Raw genomic sequence first — 19,332 nt, forward strand, 5'->3', positions numbered from 1 at the left:
TAAAAAAAGTAATATATCATATCAAACTATCTATTACATTGCAATAAAAGAAGTAAAAAACTTTAAAAAATATGGTATAATAATTTTGGCATTAGGAGGTTATAATATGTATTTAAATCCATTTGAAAGGATGAAAAAGCAACGTGAGGAAGCTGAAAAAAGAGCATTGGAAGAAAGAAAAGAACAGGAACGATTAACAAGATTGGGAGCTCAAATGGGTTTTATAGATTATAGTGATTATCCTGAAATATCTTATAAAAATAATATAAATCCTTCAAAAAATAAGTATAGTAATAAATATACAAATATAGAATCTCAAGAAAATAATTATTTATATAATAAAGCCGAATCTGATAAGTACTTTGAAGATTTTGAGGAAAACCATTTTACAAATTCGATATCTCCTGAAATGGGTTTAAAAAGAGAAAATCCCTATTTAGAGACTCAAGTGTATAATCAGTCAAAACAAAATTATTTTAATGAAAATTTTGCAAAAGTTAATGATCAAAGCAGTCAAAAGGTTTTAAAGCTAAATGAGATTTTTGAAAATGAAAATAGTGGATTAATAAAATCAAACACAAAAAGTAAAAATCTAATTATAGAGTCAAAAAATTTAAATAATAAAATAATATCAAAAGATAAATATATTTTTTTGAAAAATAAAAAAGAATTATTTTCAAAAAATACATTAATGGTAAATCATCCTGAATTATTAAACGATATGAATAATGAGAATTTGATTTATATAGATTTACAAAAAATTGTTATATATTCTTCACCTTGTTTATTCTTTTTAAAAAAATTTATAAATAATTTACCTGAAAAGATTAGTTTAGAAGATAAGAAGATTTTATGAGAAAGAACTTCTGTATTATTAGCAGCAACAGATTGAGGTAAGACTACATCTGAAATTGATGATATTTTAGACGATTTAAATATTACAAACGATCCAGAAAAAATGTTTATTAATGAGTTTATTAATTTATTGGATTCATATAACTTTAATGAAAAAATGAATATAGTAATAACTAATACAGAGGGAATTGATCTGAATAAGATTTTATTAATTAATGAGTTTATAGCAAAATCTTTAATTAAAATACCTGGCTTATCTTGTAGAATGAATCTTGATTCAAAAGTTATTGATATTAATAGAATTGATGAAATAGCTGAAAACTTTGATTATGTTATATTAGATGGGATAAATTCTAATGAGGAATTTAATCTAATTGAAAATAATTTAGAAGAGGATTTTAAATTAAACCAATATCAGAATGAATATTCTGATTTCGAAAAAATTAATATCCAAGATCAGGATTATAACAAATCAAATTTTTTAAGGGAGAATGAAACTTTTCAACAACAAGATGAAGAATATGATCCGGGAATAGATTCAATTTTAAGAATTAATATTGATGAGTTTATTGAAAAACAAAGAAATGAAATGTTAGATCAAAAAAAATTGGAAGAACATGAAATTCTAAAAAGAAAAGTTAATACTGAATTTAATCCATCAATTCTTTCAAACAAGGAAGTTGTAATTGATAGCTCAATTACTCCTTCTGAAGGAAGAAGAAGATTTCAGTCTCCTTCTTACAGAAAAGAGGGTGTTGAGATACAAGAGTCCTATAAAGAAATAGATAAAAATTTAAATTTATTAAGAAGAGCTCCAATTAGTATTGACAACACATTTAACAATAAAGTAAATCAAGATAAAAATACAAAACAAATTTCAGTTCCTGGTAGCTGGAATCAATTAAAAAAATAGGAGGAAAACAATATGTTCGCTATATTTATTATATTTGCATGGTCATTAACCTTAGTAGCGTCTGTATCATTAATAGTATTTGCTACTTCTGCAATTATGTTATTATTGACATCAGCAAATCCACCAGCAATTATTACAAAAATTTTAAATATTTTCACAGAGCCATTATTTGGTTCAATATTTGGCTCAAATGGGAAGGCCGATATTTCAAATATTGGCAAACCTGAATTTAATGAAAAACCAATCTTAATTTGAATTGTAGTTTCAATAGCAATAGCAATAGTATTAATTGTTTTATCAATTATAGAACTTGTTAGATTAAGAAAACATCAAAAACTTTCAAAACCATTTGTTAAGATAACTTTATTAGCTAGTGCAGTTGTTATTTTATTAACAGGTCAGTTGGTATTCTTTATTGCTTCAATGTTAATTTTTGCAGCAGTTGTATTATTAGAAGTAGTACTATTTGACTCAGTTGCTTTAAATAATTATGCTGAAGAAAGAAATTTAATTTCAATTTATAGAGAAGAGAGAAAATTTGAAAAAGAGGTAACAAAAGAGGGAAAGTTAATTGGCAACGTAGAATTGAGAAACCAAAAAAAGGTTTCCCAAAAAGAAAACGAACAAAACAAAAGAAATGATAACTCTGCGTTGCCTATTTTAAATGAAACTCAATTAGATAACTTCTTTAAAGAAACAAAAAATAAAAAATACTATTTAAAATGAAAAGAGTACAAAACAAAATTAGAAATTAAAAGAATGGAAATTGAAGAAAACTTTTATTCATTTGAAGAAGATAAAAAATCTGAAATTGTTGGAAAATTTAATTTTAATGTAATCAGACTGAATAAACTGGGTAAAAAAATAAAAATACCTGACGAGTATCAAGTAATGCACTTGGATCTAAATAAGCTAGTAGATGATAATTATCCACAAACTTCAGTTATTTTTAAAGATAATATTAATGAAAAAATAGAAGCTAGTTTGAATGAAATTGAATTTGATGAAGATTTCATAGAAGGACAAAAATCTAATGCCATTAATATGTCTGTTGAACAACTTGAAGAAATAGATTTACCATCTAATGTAACAAGTGATTTAATATATCAAGATTTCAATTTACAGCAACCAAAAAGTAATGAAGGAATTATTGTTGAAGATATTGAATCTTCAAATAATAATCAAATAATTATTTCTGATATTAAAGAATTTTCTGATACTACAAAAGATTCTTCAAGTAGTTCTGAAATTATTAGTGATAAAATTGAAACTAAAAAAGAAGAAGATTTAGATATGATAGATCTTCCTAAACTAGAGTTTAGTGAATTTAACCAAAATTTTGATGGTCCTTCAGCAAAAGCAATTAATATGTCTATGGATGAGATTATAGAAACTAATTTACCAGTAAAATCAAAAGAAGATAACGATTCTCCTAATTTTGAATTTAATGATTTAGAATTAAATAAACATGAGAATTTAGAAGGAAATGTTTTGAAATCTGATATTTTGGAACAATCATCAATTAGTGAGAAATTAGCTAGAGCTGTTAACATGGATATAAATCAATTATTTGAATCTTCAAATACTAATATAGATTCAATATACTCTGATTTTAATTTTAAACAGTCAGATTTAAGCCAAAAAATAGTAAAAAGTGATTCTAATAATATAGAGACTTCACCTAAGTCTTATATTACTTTACCTCCAAAAATGAGTTTGGAAGTAGATAATCAAGTTGAAGATGCAGAAGAGACATTTATATTTGAAAATATTGAAGAAAAAGAATCTAATAAGTTGGCAGAAAAGAACATATTAAAAACAAATATTAACCAATCAGATTTTGAGGAAAGCGTTTATGCAAATCAAAACACTTTTAATGAAGATTTAATTACAAAAAATGAAGACACTAATGAGTTAACTTCGGATAACTATATACAAGAAAATTTATTTAGTAAAAATCAATTAATAACAGAAGAAGTTAATAAAAGTCATGAATTAAATTCAGATGATGAAACTAATAGATTTAACATCTCTGTGAATCAACAAGATGAAAAACACTTATTTGACAATTATGATAATAAGTATGAAATTAATAAAATTAGAGAACAGTTAGCATTAGAACAACAAAATTTAGGTGCAAGTTATAGTTCAAAAATTTTGGAGTTTGAAAAGAAAAAGATAAGTTCTATTGAAGAAAGAATACTCAAACTTGAAAATTTATTAGAGAGATTAGAAACTAAAATTATTAAAGAAAATATGGTTTCTTATGACTTTAGAAGTGTTTCAAATCAATTGGAATCTATTTCAAAAGTTGTTAGTGAGTTAAGCAATAGCAATCCAAGGAATATTATTAATTCTTTAACAACAAGATATGAATATAATAAAAGTAATGGTTAGCCATTATTTTTTTGTTATTGTATATATAGGAGAAACAAAATGATATATGATTTAACAGATTTAATTTTTAGAGATGATAATTTTAATTATATAATTCAAAATGATATTGAAATACCGTTATACTTACAAAATTTTATAGGAAAAGATAATAAAATTGATTTACCTTTTGTCAGTCTAATATTAGAAAAAAACTTTCCTTACATTCACAATAAATTTATAAAAAAAGATTTAGTTGATAATTCAATTAAGCAGGGAATATGTGTTCACAATATGATTTCACATTCAATTAAAGAAAGGAAGGATTTTAAATTAAATTTGAATATATTAGACTGTAAAAACTCAAATCATATAAATATTGCAAAAAGAATAATAACTGAGCTAAATTCATTTATATATAAATATAATATTGATCAAATTTATTCTGAAAAAACTTATTTATATTTGGGTTATGACTGTAATTATCTTGGAACTATTGATATAATTTTGAAATCCAAAGAAAGTTATTACATAATGGATATAAAAACTAGTAGAACTAATTTTGTTGATAAATATAATGCACAATTATTTCTATATAAAAAAATGTTTGAAAATGCTACAAAAAAAATTGTTGAGAATTGCTTCATACTTAATCCAAGAGAAGATAGAATTTTTATGGAGTATGAGCCAATTTCAAAAACCGAGCAAACTAAAATAATATCTTCAATAAAAAATATAAAATTTTAAATCAGAATACATTAAAGTGCTAAAATTTTAATATACACGTATGTGTAAAAAGAAGGGGAGAATAAAATTATGATAGCACCAAATAAAAAACAAGATTTAAATAGGGATGCAGATACTTCACCAAAAGTTTCAGCTTTTGGGAAGTTTTTTTGATATTTAACATTTATATTAATTATTCCTTTATTTATTCATATTGGAAATGTAAATAAATTAAAGAAAATGGATACAAAAGTACTAGAGTCAGAATCAGGTATAGATGTTCAATTAAAAAGAAGAAGAGATACTTTAATTAAATTAATGGATACTGTTAAAGGTAGTATTGATTTTGAAAAAAGCACTTTAGAGAAAGTTACTAATATGAGAATGGGTGGAGGAGCAAAAGAAATGATGGAAAATAATAGAGTTCTTGATCAAGTTTCAAGAAACATTATGATCCAAGTTGAAAATTATCCAAATCTAAAATCAACAGAATTATTTCAATCTATGTCTAATTCAATAAATGAGATTGAAGAAGATATTGCAGCTTCAAGAAGAATTTACAATGGAAATGTAAGTACTTTTAATCAAGCAATTAAAGTATGACCAACAAATGTAGCAGGATCATCAATAAAAGCTAAAAATAAATATTTCTTTGAGATAACTGAAGAAGATAGAGCTGACGTTAAGATTGGGTTTTAATAAAAAATGCAAGACGATAATTACTTAGTAGAAAATATTACAAGCTTTATTGAGAGTTGTTTAGATAAATCAAAATTAGACTCAGCTATTGGAAAGAGAAAGAAATTTTTAATTATAAGTATTTTATCTTGAATACTTGCAATTATATCTATGTGCTTAACAGTAGTTTTAGCGAGTTTAATGGTATTTATGACTTTATTTTTAATCGCATTAGATATAACTTTTGTCGTTTTGGGAATAGTTTATTTAACTAAATCTAGTTACTCAAGAGTTGAAGCCTTTAATTATGTAAATAAGATAGAATGAAAAGACATTTATAATAAGTCATTTGATTTAGTAGTAGAATCTACTTCAAATTCACTTATTAAAAAAACAAAATTTATAGATTTAGAAAGAAAAATTATTAGGGCTCCAATAAAAGACTATAATGGAAGTCCAAAAAGCTGATTATCAAGATATAGTTTTTTTAAAGGAAATGACAAGAGAAATTGTTTAGTTTTTTCTTTTGATGACAAATTGGTAAATTATCAAGTTAATCAAATTGTTAGGACTGTAGAAAAAATTGTAACACCTACAAAAGATGGTACACAAACTACTTATATTTATCATTATATTGCTACTACAGGTCTTACAGTTCAAAATACAAAATTTGATGAGAGTTACAATGGAATAGTTATATTTACTGGAAAACCAAATAAAGATAGTTATCAGACAGAGTCAATAGAATTTAATAAGAGATTTGGTATAAATGTATCAAATACAGATTTAAGAGGCCCTAAATTGCTTAGACCTAAATATATTGATAGTCTAACTATGAAAGATACAAAAAACCTAAGTGGTATTGCAATATTTAATGACTTTATAATAGGTCATCAATATGTTAATAGTACTAATGTTAGAAACGAAGTAGCTATATTTCATAGAATAAAGAGTTTTTCAAAAGAAAAAATTTTAGAAAGCTTTGCAAATAAAGTGAAACAAGATATTGAGAGCGCAATGTTTGCTTTATCTTTTATAGAGGGTATTTATTAGTATAAGGTATTAAAACTTTTACTTGATGTTTTATTGCTTATTTATATATTATTAAGTAATTTGACAATAAGACTTTTTTAAACTATGATTATATCTATTAGTAGATTATATCTATAAGGAGAAAATAAAAATGACAAAAGAAGCACTAAAAGAAAAATTGGCAGCGTTTAAAGTTCAAAAAGAAAATAAAGAAACTGAAATTGAAAAATGTAAAGAAACTATGAAACAAGCAAATTTAGCTATAAAAATCAAAAAAAGAGAATTAAAAAACATTAAAAGTGAAGCAAAAATATTAAAAAGTAGTTATAAAAAACAAGAAATGTAAAAAGAGTCCTTATTTAAATAAGGACTCTTTTTTAAAACTCAATAATTTTTGGATGTTGTAATTTTAATTCATTTTTTAAATTTTCATAGCCTCTACTTTTTAAATTTTCCTTATATATTTTTCCTGCTTTTTTTCTAATTTTATTAGAGTTCGCAGCTGTCACAAATGGTATACCAACTATTGTTAAACACCCAATAAAACCAAAAATATTCTTTAAAACAGAAGAATTTTTTTCTTCAGCATATTTAATATCTCCTCTAACTTTTAAAATATCTTTTGTTATTTTAATCTGGCTCTTTTTGCCATTTTCCTTTATTGCAGCATCACCTAAAAATGCCTCCAAGTAATATAAATCAAAAGTTGATAAACCATGAAAAACTGTATCTTCAATAATCACTTCTTTTTTATTTGGCATTGGTCTATATTCAAGATTTACTTTTACTGCTGGAATAACATCCTCTTTTATTATTTTTGGCTCTGGCTTAGGTATTTGGATATATGTTATATTTGAATTTTTTGGCTCTGGTATTTCTTTTTTGGGAACTGCTCTCACTATTTCTTTTGGCATTTCTTTTTCTTTTATTAAATCCCTAACATCAATATTTGGTTTTTCAGCAGGCTTACTAATTGGAGTTGATGTTGTTCTTTTTAAGTTTATATTTAATTTACTTTTATCTTCACGTTGAATTTTCTCAAAGTCCAATTTTCTTCCTGATGCTTGTCAAGTATTATCAATTAGTTCTTCAATATTTGATTGTTGTTTTTCTGTTTTAACCACAGTCTTTGGAAGGGGTTTTTTAACAAAAACTAAAATAAAATTTGACTCTCTATCATCATTATTTTTTTGTTGTCCTTGTATTTTTAAGTTATCTTCAAAATATAATTGTAAGAGAACATTTTTAATTGTTGGATTTGCTAAAAGATCATTAGGTAAAATATTATATAGTTCTTGTACACTAATACTTTTATTACTTTGAATAAGATTAATTAGTGTATTTTTAACAGAGTTATAACTTGCAGAACTTTTATCACTTGCAAAATTTGGTCCGCTTGTTGAATTTATTCCTTTTTGTTTAATAACATTATTTCTACAAAAATCAGCTCAATCTAAAAAGTCTCTCGAATTTGATTCTCCTCATACCATTATTGTATTTCTCCTTATTATTAATAATATCAAATGTAGTATGATTATCTTATATATAAATATAGAAAAGGATTTTTATGAAAACAATTAAACCTATTAATTATGAAAGAATTATTATAAAAAGAGTTAATACTGTATACGAAAATTTAAAGCAAAATATCTTTAATGAGTTTAAGATTCCTAAAAATATTGAAGAATTTTTAAAGAGGAATAGTCAGCTTCATACAAGAGAAGAAGCGGAGTTGTTTGGTCAAGAATTTGATAAAACTTTTGGAGAGTGAAAACCTCTAGATAATAATTCAGATAAATTAATTATTTTAAATCACTTAATGTCTATCTTTCAAAATGCTATTATTGTTTTAATCTCTGTCGATGTTAATTTAGAAAAAGAAAAGTTAGAAAAAGAGATTGTAAAAGACTCTAAAGGAATTGATATAATAGTTGCAACTGCAGTTCAAACCTTTGGAGTTAAAACAAATGAACTACTTGAAAAATATAAAGAACTAAATTTAAAGGAAGATACTAATAATACTTTTAAACCCATGGATGATTTTTTAAAAAAAGTTTCTGAATTAGATGCCCAGTCAGCTTTTTCAAAACTAATGGAGAACATTTTAGAATTTAATCAAAATTATACAAATACATACAAAAGATTATCTACGATTGAAGAAGATCAATTATCAACAAAAAGAATTGAGATATTTATGGAGTATATGAATTTCTATTATTTGATGGTTTACTTATTAGAACTTGTTTTAATTTATCCTTTACAAGAAGGAATGATGAATCAAACAGTATTTGATAATATAATGCCAAATATATGCTTATTTTAAGTATTAAAAAATTAAAAAAAGAACTAAAAATATTAATATTAGTTCTTTTTTAATATATAATATATTTTGTGTGATTACAATACACTCGGTATTGTGGAAAGGAGGAACCTTAAATGGCAACAATCAATCAATTAGTTAGAAAACCAAGAAAAGCAAAAACATGAAAAACTAAAGCTCCTGCTTTAAACAGAGGAGTTAATACTTTATTAAAAAAAGTTACTAGAGTTTCAGCACCACAAAAAAGAGGTGTTTGTACAAGGGTTGCAACTATGACTCCTAAAAAACCTAACTCGGCTTTACGTAAGTATGCAAGGGTTAGATTAACTAACGGTATGGAGGTAACAGCTTATATTCCAGGAGAAGGACACAACTTACAAGAACATAGTGTTGTGCTTATTCGTGGGGGAAGGGTAAAAGACTTACCTGGGGTTCGTTATCATATTATTCGTGGTACTTTAGATACAACTGGAGTTAACGGAAGAATGCAATCTCGTTCTTTATATGGAACAAAAAGACCTAAAGAGAAAAAATAAAAGAGTGTAATTCACATTTTATAAATAAAAAAAGAAAGGAGAATATAATATGCGTAAACATCAAGCAGAAAAGAGAGACGTATTACCAGATCCAATTTATAACTCAAAACTAGTAAGTAGAGCAGTTAATAAAATTATGTTAGATGGTAAAAGAGGAACAGCTCAACACATCTTATACAAGGCTTTTGAAAAAATAAAAGAAAAGACTGGAACTACTCCAATCGAAGTTTTTGATAAAGCTATTGAAAATATTAAACCTCATTTAGAATTAAAAGTTCGTCGTATTGGGGGAGCAAACTATCAAGTTCCTGTTGAAGTATCAACAGAAAGAAAAGTTACTTTAGCTTTAAGATGATTAATTAATTATTCAAGACTAAGAAATGAAAAAGAAATGATTGATAGATTAGCAAACGAAATTATTGATGCATCAAATGGTGTTGGTGGATCAGTTAAAAAACGTGAAGATACTCACAAAATGGCTGAAGCTAATAAAGCATTTGCACATTATCGTTGATAATAGAAAATAAGGAGAAAAGAATATGCCAAGAGAATATAGTTTAAATATGACTCGTAACTTTGGTATTATGGCTCACATTGATGCTGGTAAGACTACAACTACAGAACGTATTTTATTCCATACAGGTAGAATTCATAAAATTGGTGAAACTCACGAAGGTGAATCACAAATGGACTGAATGGCTCAAGAGCAAGAACGTGGTATTACAATAACATCTGCAGCTACAACAGCATTTTGAGCAGATCATAGATTTAATATCATTGACACTCCTGGTCACGTTGACTTCACAGTTGAAGTTGAAAGATCATTAAGAGTTCTTGATGGAGCCGTAGCTGTTTTAGACGGTCAAAGTGGTGTAGAACCACAAACAGAGACTGTTTGAAGACAAGCTACAACATATAGAGTACCAAGAGTCGTTTTTGTTAATAAAATGGATAAAACTGGAGCTGATTTTTTATACTCAGTAAAAACAATTGGAGATAGATTGGGAGCAAAAGCTGCTCCAATTCAATTACCAATTGGAGCAGAAGATCAATTTAACGGAATTATTGATTTAGTTGAAATGAAAGCATGAGGCTTTGATGGAGCTGCTGAAGAAGTTGCTAAGGAAATTGAAATTCCTGCAGATTTAAAAGATAGTGCAGTTCAATTAAGAACACAACTTGTTGAAATGGCTGTTGAATATGATGAAGATTTAATGGTTAAATTTTTGGATGGAGAAGAAATTACAATTCCTGAATTAAAATCAGCAATTCGTAAAGGTGTAATATCAGCTGAATTTTTTCCAGTACTAGCTGGGTCAGCATTTAAAAACAAGGGTGTTAAATTATTATTAGACGCTGTTGTTGATTATTTGCCATCACCATTAGATGTTCCTTCAATTAAAGGAATCTTACCAAATGGAACAGAAGCTGAAAGAAAAGCTGCAGATGATCAACCATTTGCTGCATTAGCTTTTAAAATTATGACTGATCCATTTGTTGGAAAACTAACATTCTTTAGAGTTTACTCAGGAGTTTTGGCAAAAGGTAGTTATGTATTAAATGCAACCAAAGATAAAAAAGAGCGTGTAGGACGTTTATTAAAAATGCATGCAAATAACCGTGAAGAAATCGATGAAGTTTATGCTGGAGATATTGCTGCAGCTGTTGGATTGAAAGATACAACAACTGGAGATACATTAACAGATGAAAAAAATGAAATTATTTTAGAATCAATGGTATTCCCAGAACCAGTTATTCATTTAGCATTAGAACCAAAAACTAAAGCAGACCAAGAAAAACTAGGATTATCATTAAACAAATTATCAGAAGAAGATCCAACTTTTAGAACTTTTACTGATGAAGAAACTGGACAAACAATTATTGCTGGAATGGGTGAACTACACCTTGATATTATTGTTGACCGTTTAAAAAGAGAATTTAAAGTAGAAACAAATGTTGGAGCACCTCAAGTTTCATATCGTGAAACAATTAAGGGCTCAGCAAAAGTTGAAGGAAAATATGTTAAACAATCAGGAGGACGTGGACAATATGGACACGTTGTGATTGAGTTTGAACCAAATCATGATAAAGGATTTGAATGAATTGATAAAATTGTTGGGGGTAAAATCTCAAAAGAATATATCAATGCTGCAAGAGTAGGACTAGAAAATGCTTTACAAAATGGAATAATTGCTGGATTCCCAATGATAGACGTAAAAGCAACAATAGTTGATGGATCATATCATGATGTCGATTCAAATGAGATGGCATATAAAATTGCTGCATCATTAGCACTAAAAGAAGCTGCTAAAAAAGTTAATCCAGTTCTTTTAGAACCAATTATGTCAGTTGAAGTTACTGTACCAGATGAATACTATGGAGATGTAATGGGTAACATTTCATCAAAACGTGGTTTAATTGAAGGTTCAGAACAAAGAGGAAATGCACAAACAATTAAATCAAAAGTTCCTCTTTCAGAAATGTTTGGTTATGCAACTGAACTTCGTTCATTTACACAAGGTCGTGGAAATTATACAATGATTTTTAGTCACTATAATGAAGCACCAAAAAACATTGCTGAAGAGATTATTAAAAAACAAGGTAAATAGTACCTTATTATCAAATAAAAAAAGTATTGTACTTTAAACAAAATGTATTTATAATTATTAGGACACTTGGTCAAAATAATTATAAATTAGAACCAAATGGAAGGAATGAAAAAACATGGCAAAAGAAGCATTTGACCGTAGTTTACCTCACGTTAACATTGGAACAATCGGACACGTTGACCACGGTAAAACTACTTTAACAGCTGCAATTACAAAAGTATTAGCAGCAAAAGGTGGAGCAGAATTCAAAGATTATGCAAATATTGATAATGCACCCGAAGAAAGAGAAAGAGGTATTACAATTAATACTTCTCACGTTGAATATAAAACAGAAAAAAGACACTACGCTCACGTAGACTGTCCTGGCCACGCCGATTATGTTAAAAACATGATTACAGGAGCTGCACAAATGGATGGTGGAATCCTTGTTGTTGCTGCAACTGATGGACCAATGCCTCAAACAAGAGAGCATATCTTATTGTCAAGACAAGTTGGAGTACCAGCTATCGCAGTATTTTTAAATAAATGTGATATGGTAGATGACGAAGAATTAATAGATTTAGTTGAAATGGAAGTTAGAGATTTATTATCTGCATATGACTTTGATGGAGATGGAGCACCTGTTATTCGTGGATCAGCTTTAGGAGCATTAAATGGTGATGCTAAATGAGTTACTAAAGTTGAAGAATTAATGGATGCTGTTGATGCATATATCCCAACACCAACTCGTGATAAAGAAAAAACTTTCTTAATGCCTGTAGAAGATGTATTTACAATTACAGGTCGTGGAACAGTTGCAACTGGAAGAGTTGAAAGAGGAGTTGTTAAAGTAAACGACGAAATCGAAATTGTTGGATTAGTTGAAGATAGTAAAAAAGTTGTTGTTACAGGATTAGAAATGTTTAGAAAATTACTAGACTTTGCTGAAGCTGGAGATAATGTTGGAGCACTATTAAGAGGTGTTGATAGAGATAATATTGAACGTGGACAAGTTCTTGCAAAACCAGGAACAATTAAACCACATACAAAACTGAACGCATCAGTTTATGCTTTAACACAAGAAGAGGGTGGAAGACACAAACCATTCTTCAACAAATACCGTCCTCAATTCTACTTTAGAACTACAGACGTTACTGGAGAAGTTCACTTACCAAGTGGAACAGACATGGTTATGCCTGGAGATAATGTTGAATTAGTTATTGAATTAATTAAACCAATTGCTGTTGAACAAGGTACAAAATTCTCAATCCGTGAAGGTGGAAGAACTATTGGTGCTGGAACAGTTGTTTCAATCGTTAAATAATTTAATAAATAATAAAAAATTCCATAAGGGAATTTTTTTTAATTTATAATAGTAAGTAAGGGTGATTTTTTATGGACTTAAAAGAACAATTTAAAGCAATAACTAATATTAAAAATTCTAGTGATTTAAAATATAAATCTTTATCAGAAAATTATTTATTACATTTTATTAATAATTTATTGATAACTAGAGCAGGTTTTAATAGTTTGGAGTTAGGTCAAATTAATTATAAGGTTTCGGGAACATATCTTGTGTATTCAATAGTTAATAATAAATTAAATTTTTGTTACATTGGAGAATCTAGAAATTTAATTAGTAGATTTAAACAACATGTTAATGGTTTTAAAACTAGCAAGGAAAGATTTTATTCTAAAATGAGATCAAAAGTAGATAATATAGCAGACATTAACTTCTTAATTTTGGATGAAATAGATAATCAAAATGATAGATTAATGAAAGAAACATATTATATTTACTCAACAAAATCAAAATTCTATTCTTTAAATACTAAATTGGTTAATAGAAAATTAAAATGTCCAAATGGTCATGGTATGGTTAAAAGTTTTTTAAATTATGAAAAAGACACTGAGAAATTAAAATTAATAATTTATGGTAAATGTACAAATCAAAAATGCAAGAAAACCTTTGTAATAAAGTAGTGCTAAAAATGATATTATAATCTTGTAAATCAAAAGGAGAAATAAAATGATAACAAACAATAAAAAAGAATTTACATTAACTTTAAAAGCAGTTGGCTCAAAGGATAAATTAAATGAGTTAGTTGTTAAAGAAAATGGAGTTACTTCATTAATTAGTGAAGATAAAACTTTATATTATTTTTTAAATGATAAACCTTGTCTTAGAGAACTAGGTGATTCTCTAGAAGCAATAATTAAATCAAATAAATATGATTTAAATGTTAACGTAGAGTCATTTGCGTCAAAGTTTAAAAATGAGGAAGAAGCTTTTCAAAAAGTTGTAGAAACAATTATGTTTGCTGCACATAAAGAGTTTGAAATGAAGGAAAAACAAGCACAACCAAAATCAATTAATTTTTTATTTGATAAAAAATTTAATGCAATTTATGAAGAATCAGCAATTAAAATGGAATACTTAAATTTTGCAAGAGACTTACAAGACTTACCACCAAACATTGGTACATCTGTTGAAATTGCAAATAGAATTGTTGCAAAAGCTAAAGAAATAAAAGATTTAAAAGTAACAGTTTATGATAAAAAACAAATTGAATCAATGGGTATGGGATTATTACTTTCAGTTAATGCGGGAAGTAATATTGATCCAAGAGTTGTTGTAATGGAATATAAATCAGATCCTTCTCAAAAAAGAACAGCTTTAGTTGGTAAAGGAATTACTTTTGATACAGGAGGATATAACTTAAAACCTTCAAATTTTCTAGATAATATGAAATTTGATATGTCAGGTGCAGCTATAGTTTCTTCAACAATTATGGCTCTTGCAAAAGCAAAAGCAAAATGTAATGTTGTATCTATTGCAATGTTAACTGATAATAGAATTGGTGGAAAAGCAACTTTAACAGAATCTGTAATTAAATCTATGAATGGAAAAACTGTTGAAATAACTAATACAGATGCAGAAGGCAGATTAGTATTAGCTGATGGAATTACTTATGCAGTAAGAGAAGCAAAAGCTGATAGAGCAATTACTGTAGCAACTTTAACAGGAGCAATTGCAATAGCACTTGGAAGATGATTTACTGGAACATTTTCAAAATATGATGAATTCCATAAAGAATTTGAAAATGCTTCAAAAAAAGGTCAAGAACCAATTTGAAGACAACCAATAATTGGAGATCATTTAAAAGCAATGCAATGTTCAAAAATAGCAGATCTAGCAAACTCTGAACCTGGTAGAGAAGCTGGTTCATCAACAGCTGCAGCCTTTTTAGATTCTTTTGCTGAAGGAAAAGAATATATTCATTTGGATATAGCTGCAACAGCAGATGCAAATAAACGTGGTAGAGCACCAATGTTAAAAACTATGTTTGAATTATTAAAAAAATAAAATAAATAAAAGGAGGATTTTAATTTAATTAGAATCCTTTTTTATTTAAAAATATTATTGCTAATATGAAATATAAATTTTCTTTTATTCTATATAATAAAAATATGAAAAGAAATGAAATAAATAGGAAATATAAATGAGACTTTTCTCATTTATACAAAGACTTTAAAAGTTGAAAAATAGATCTAAATGAAGCTAAAATATTTGTTGAAGAGATCTCAAAGTTAAAGGGTAAATTAGATAATAAAGAAAATTTTTTACATTATTTAGATCTTGAAAAAAATATTGATTTTATTTTATCTAGACTAAATCAATATGCACATTTAATTGATATTGATCAAACAAATAATGAGAATCAAGAGCTGAACTCGCTACTAGATAATTTTTATCAAGATTTTAATATTAAAAAGGCTTTTGTATTAAATGAATTAATGGAAATAGGAGATAAAAAAATTTTTCAATGATTAAAAGAAAATAATATTCATGAATATGAATATTATTTTAAAACTTTTTTTAAATCTTCTAAATTTATTCTTTCAAAAACAGATGAAGAACTAATGAGTAAAGTCTCAAGAAGTAGAAATGCAGTTGGAAATTTATATGACTCATTATCTTATGCAGATAAACAAAACTCTATAATTGAATGAAATAATCAGGAGGTAGAATTAAATTTATCTTTATATAGAGAAATTATGGAGAATTCTGATCCAATAAAAGATCAGGAAAAGCGAAGAGAAGCAAACGAATTATATTTTAAAAATTATAGTTCAAGAAAACATAGCTATGCAAAAATATATGAATCTATTATACAAGTTCAAAATGAAGATAAAAATGTTAGAAATTATAAATCAATTCTGGAAATGAATTTATTCGATGACCAAGTAAGTGAGGAGATTTATTTAAATCTAATTAAATTTGGAAAAGATACAATAATAAATTTTAAAAAGTATAATAGATTGATAAAAAGTATATATAACTTTAAGAAATTTTATTCAACTGATAGATTTTTAAAAATCTCTAAGAATTATAAAAAAAATTTTAGTGTAGAAGAAGGTAAAGATATTGTTAAGAACTGTCTAAGCATTTTAGGAAATGAATACCAAGTAAAATTAAAAACTGCTTTAAAAGATTCATTAATTGATTATTATGAAGATGAAAATAAATCTGATGGAGCATACTCATCTGGTGAAAATGGCGTTGAACCAATAATTTTAATGAATTGAGATGAGCAATTAGGGTCAGTGACTACTTTAGCTCATGAGGTTGGTCATTCTGTTCATACTTTATTTGCAGATGAATCTCAAAAATACCCTTTAAATAATTATCCAATTATACTAGCTGAAGTGGCATCAACATTTAATGAGCATTTATTATTTGATTATTTATATTTATCTACAGAAGATGTTGAAGAAAAAAAATATTTACTACAACAAAGAGTATTTGATTTAATCTCAACATTTTATAGACAAATTCAATTTGCAGATTTTGAATATAGTGCCCATAAATTAATTGAAGATGGAGAGGCAATTACTACTGATAGTTTAAATGATCTATTTATAGAGAAACAAAAAGAATTTGGATATGATGAGTTTGATGATAAAGATGAACCAAATTACTCATGACCTTATATCTCTCATTTTTTTCAATCTCCATTTTATGTTTATAAGTATGCAGTTGATTTAGTAGCTAGTTTTAAATTATATAAGGATTTTAAAAAAGGTAATAAGAATACAATAATTAATTTCTTAAAGTTAGGAGGTTCAAAACCACCATTAGAAATCTTAAAAGAGGTTGGCGTAGACTTTTTAAGTGCAGATACATATAAACCTTTAGTAGATGAGATTAATGATCTTATAAATCAATTAGAGAAAATTACAAAATAAAAAACTGGATAACCAGTTTTTTAAACTTCCATTCCTCTTAAAAGTTTTTCAAGATATTCGCCAAGGCCACCCTCATCATTACTAAGGTTTGTTATTCCTGCTGCAATATTTTTTAGAGCTGTACTTCCATTTTTCATAGCTACTCCATAACCTACTTTTTGAACCATTTCATAATCATTCATTTGGTCCCCAAAAGCAATAACATCTCTAATATCTTTATTATAGTATTGTGCTAATATGTCTGCCACAAAACCTTTATTTACAATTTTATTAGTTAAAGTAACCATTAACTTTGAAGATTCACTTAAATTTCCATAGACATTTCCAGATTGTATTTTAATTGTATTTTTAAATTTTTCTAATACTCTTAAAACATTATCCTTATTATCTTCAGTATCTATAAATAAAACCACGTTAGTTGCAGAACCTTCTCAATGCTTATATGGGTCAATAATTTTATATTCATCATCGGCTACATCATCAAGATGAAAAAAATTTTCTATGAACTCATTTTTTTCCTTAACCATTGCTTTATTATATGATTCAATAAGTATATTTGAAATACTTGATTTAATAACGGGATGTAACATTATTTCCTTAACTACTTCTTCACTTATAGGAAAAACTATTCTTTTAAATTTCATTGATACAGGATCATGTATATGTGCTCCATCAAAATTTGTTAAAAGTGTAGTTAATCCAAGTTCATTAAAAAATCTAATACTTGCTCTATGAGGTCTTCCTGTTATTATACAAACTTCATGACCATTTTTAGTAGCATTAATTAAAGCTTGCTTTGTAGTTTCATGAATTTCTTCTCCATTAGACATTAAAGTTGTACCGTCTAAATCTATTAAAATTAATCTCTTTTTTGATAAATGTTGTAATTGCATAATTACCTCCTTTACTAATAATTATATCTTTTTTTAGTTCATTTCTTTTGATAAAAAAAGAGAATAGAGGTTGGAAAAATTTAGAAAATAATTTTCTTTATTTAAAGAATTTCCTCAAATTTGACATAAATACCTTAGAATATAGTTGTATAGAAGGAGAAGTATCTAAATGTTTATATATAAAACTTCTTGTGTTGACCCATCTTTTAATTTAGCAACAGAAGAATATTTTGTAAAGAATAAAAAATATGCAGAACCAATTCTTTTTTTATGACAAAATGATAACACAATTGTGGTTGGAAGAAATCAAAATGCGGCTTGAGAAATAAACCTTCAAAATGCTCAAAAAGATTCTGTTAACATTGTCAGAAGAAATAGTGGTGGTGGAACAGTATTTCATGATTTAGGAAATATGAATTTCAGCATTATTTATACAGATTTAGAAAATAAAGGAGTCTCTTTATTTTCAACAATGTTGGACCCTGTTATTAAAACTCTTAATGAGTTAAACGTTCCTGCAAAATTTTCTGGAAGAAATGACATTGAATTAAATGGAAAAAAGATTTCCGGAAATGCTATGTGAAAATATGAAGACAGATTTTTGCAACATGGAACAATATTATTCAATGCCAATTTGGATAGATTAACTAATTATTTAACTGTTGACAGAGCAAAAATTCTTTCAAAAAATATTAAATCTATTGCGGCTAGGGTTACAAATATAAATTCGGAAGTAAAAAATAAAATTGATATTGAAGCTTTTATGAATAAATTAATTGAAACATATAAAAAATCAGATGAAATAAAAACAATTAATTTAAGCGAAGATGAAATAAAAGAAATAAAAGATCTTAGCGAAAAGAAATTTAGGAACTCAGATTGGAATTATGCAAAAAATGCAGATTTTGATTATAGAAATAAACAAAGGTTGGAAGGTAAAGGAACTATTGAAGCTCTTTTAAAAATTGAAAAAGGAGTTATCAAGGAGGCTAAATTCTATGGAGACTTTTTAGGTTTCCAAGGAACAGAAGACCTTGAAAAAAAATTAGTAAATTTAAAATATGAGACGTTTGTCTTAGAAGATGTTTTAAATAAGTCAGATATTAAAAACATATTTGGTGAAAACTTCACAAGTAAGGATATACTAGACTTATTGATACAATAGGAG

General features: G+C 26.5%; 17 protein-coding genes. 15 read left to right on the forward strand and 2 right to left on the reverse strand.

The genetic code is table 4. The annotated features are described in order from the left end of the window. Window positions 1-106 precede the first annotated feature (106 nt). The 6 genes from AAHM84_RS04855 (at window position 107) to AAHM84_RS04880 (ending at window position 6,923) form a co-directional block, all read left to right on the forward strand. Window positions 107-1,768 (forward strand): hypothetical protein, encoded by a 1,662-nt coding sequence (locus tag AAHM84_RS04855; RefSeq protein WP_342258781.1) that lies wholly within the window; start codon window positions 107-109, stop codon window positions 1,766-1,768. A 12-nt stretch (window positions 1,769-1,780) separates the two neighbouring features. Then, a complete protein-coding gene (locus AAHM84_RS04860) occupies window positions 1,781-4,165 on the forward strand; it encodes a hypothetical protein (RefSeq protein ID WP_342258782.1) in 2,385 nt (794 codons plus the stop codon). Between the two features lie 39 nt (window positions 4,166-4,204). Further along, on the forward strand, window positions 4,205-4,888 hold the full coding sequence (locus AAHM84_RS04865) for a hypothetical protein (RefSeq protein ID WP_342258783.1): 684 nt from the start codon (window positions 4,205-4,207) through the stop codon (window positions 4,886-4,888). 69 nt (window positions 4,889-4,957) lie between these two features. Further along, a complete protein-coding gene (locus AAHM84_RS04870) occupies window positions 4,958-5,566 on the forward strand; it encodes a LemA family protein (RefSeq protein WP_339030050.1) in 609 nt (202 codons plus the stop codon). A gap of 6 nt (window positions 5,567-5,572) precedes the next feature. Continuing rightward, complete coding sequence (locus tag AAHM84_RS04875; RefSeq protein ID WP_342258784.1) at window positions 5,573-6,598, forward strand: hypothetical protein; 1,026 nt, start codon at window positions 5,573-5,575, stop codon at window positions 6,596-6,598. 130 nt (window positions 6,599-6,728) lie between these two features. Beyond that, the gene (locus AAHM84_RS04880) at window positions 6,729-6,923 is read left to right on the forward strand and encodes a hypothetical protein (protein WP_339030054.1); all 195 of its coding nucleotides are present in this window, start codon (window positions 6,729-6,731) and stop codon (window positions 6,921-6,923) included. A gap of 31 nt (window positions 6,924-6,954) precedes the next feature. Here the strand turns inward: AAHM84_RS04880 and AAHM84_RS04885 are convergent, their stop codons facing one another. Then, the gene (locus tag AAHM84_RS04885) at window positions 6,955-8,067 is read right to left on the reverse strand and encodes a hypothetical protein (protein WP_342258785.1); all 1,113 of its coding nucleotides are present in this window, start codon (window positions 8,065-8,067) and stop codon (window positions 6,955-6,957) included. A gap of 77 nt (window positions 8,068-8,144) precedes the next feature. Between AAHM84_RS04885 and AAHM84_RS04890 the strand changes: the two genes are divergently transcribed. From AAHM84_RS04890 to pepF, 8 genes are all read left to right on the forward strand, one after another. Beyond that, window positions 8,145-8,900 carry a hypothetical protein gene (locus AAHM84_RS04890; protein WP_342258786.1) on the forward strand — a complete coding sequence of 252 codons (756 nt, stop codon included), beginning with the start codon at window positions 8,145-8,147 and terminating at the stop codon, window positions 8,898-8,900. Between the two features lie 113 nt (window positions 8,901-9,013). Next, window positions 9,014-9,433: a 30S ribosomal protein S12 gene (gene rpsL, locus AAHM84_RS04895; RefSeq protein WP_020836733.1), complete on the forward strand. Its 420-nt coding sequence runs from the start codon at window positions 9,014-9,016 to the stop codon at window positions 9,431-9,433. Window positions 9,434-9,482: 49 nt separating this feature from the next. Next, entirely contained in the window at window positions 9,483-9,950 is a 468-nt protein-coding gene (rpsG, locus tag AAHM84_RS04900) for a 30S ribosomal protein S7 (RefSeq protein ID WP_053946608.1), read from the forward strand. 22 nt (window positions 9,951-9,972) lie between these two features. Continuing rightward, complete coding sequence (gene fusA / locus AAHM84_RS04905) at window positions 9,973-12,042, forward strand: elongation factor G (RefSeq protein WP_342258787.1); 2,070 nt, start codon at window positions 9,973-9,975, stop codon at window positions 12,040-12,042. A gap of 115 nt (window positions 12,043-12,157) precedes the next feature. Next, complete coding sequence (gene tuf, locus AAHM84_RS04910) at window positions 12,158-13,345, forward strand: elongation factor Tu (RefSeq protein WP_342258788.1); 1,188 nt, start codon at window positions 12,158-12,160, stop codon at window positions 13,343-13,345. Window positions 13,346-13,416: 71 nt separating this feature from the next. Beyond that, window positions 13,417-14,004: a GIY-YIG nuclease family protein gene (locus AAHM84_RS04915; protein WP_342258789.1), complete on the forward strand. Its 588-nt coding sequence runs from the start codon at window positions 13,417-13,419 to the stop codon at window positions 14,002-14,004. 46 nt (window positions 14,005-14,050) lie between these two features. After that, window positions 14,051-15,388 carry a M17 family metallopeptidase gene (locus tag AAHM84_RS04920; protein WP_342258790.1) on the forward strand — a complete coding sequence of 446 codons (1,338 nt, stop codon included), beginning with the start codon at window positions 14,051-14,053 and terminating at the stop codon, window positions 15,386-15,388. A gap of 104 nt (window positions 15,389-15,492) precedes the next feature. Next, window positions 15,493-17,271 carry an oligoendopeptidase F gene (gene pepF / locus AAHM84_RS04925; protein WP_342258791.1) on the forward strand — a complete coding sequence of 593 codons (1,779 nt, stop codon included), beginning with the start codon at window positions 15,493-15,495 and terminating at the stop codon, window positions 17,269-17,271. 20 nt (window positions 17,272-17,291) lie between these two features. On the opposite strand, the gene AAHM84_RS04930 is transcribed toward pepF, so the two are convergent. After that, the gene (locus tag AAHM84_RS04930) at window positions 17,292-18,164 is read right to left on the reverse strand and encodes an HAD-IIB family hydrolase (protein WP_342258792.1); all 873 of its coding nucleotides are present in this window, start codon (window positions 18,162-18,164) and stop codon (window positions 17,292-17,294) included. A gap of 169 nt (window positions 18,165-18,333) precedes the next feature. Between AAHM84_RS04930 and AAHM84_RS04935 the strand changes: the two genes are divergently transcribed. Next, on the forward strand, window positions 18,334-19,329 hold the full coding sequence (locus AAHM84_RS04935; RefSeq protein ID WP_342258793.1) for a lipoate--protein ligase: 996 nt from the start codon (window positions 18,334-18,336) through the stop codon (window positions 19,327-19,329). The last annotated feature ends 3 nt before the right edge of the window (window positions 19,330-19,332 follow it).

It is taken from the genome of Spiroplasma endosymbiont of Dioctria linearis, assembly GCF_964030865.1.
Classification (GTDB): domain Bacteria; phylum Bacillota_I; class Bacilli_A; order Mycoplasmatales; family Mycoplasmataceae; genus Spiroplasma_A.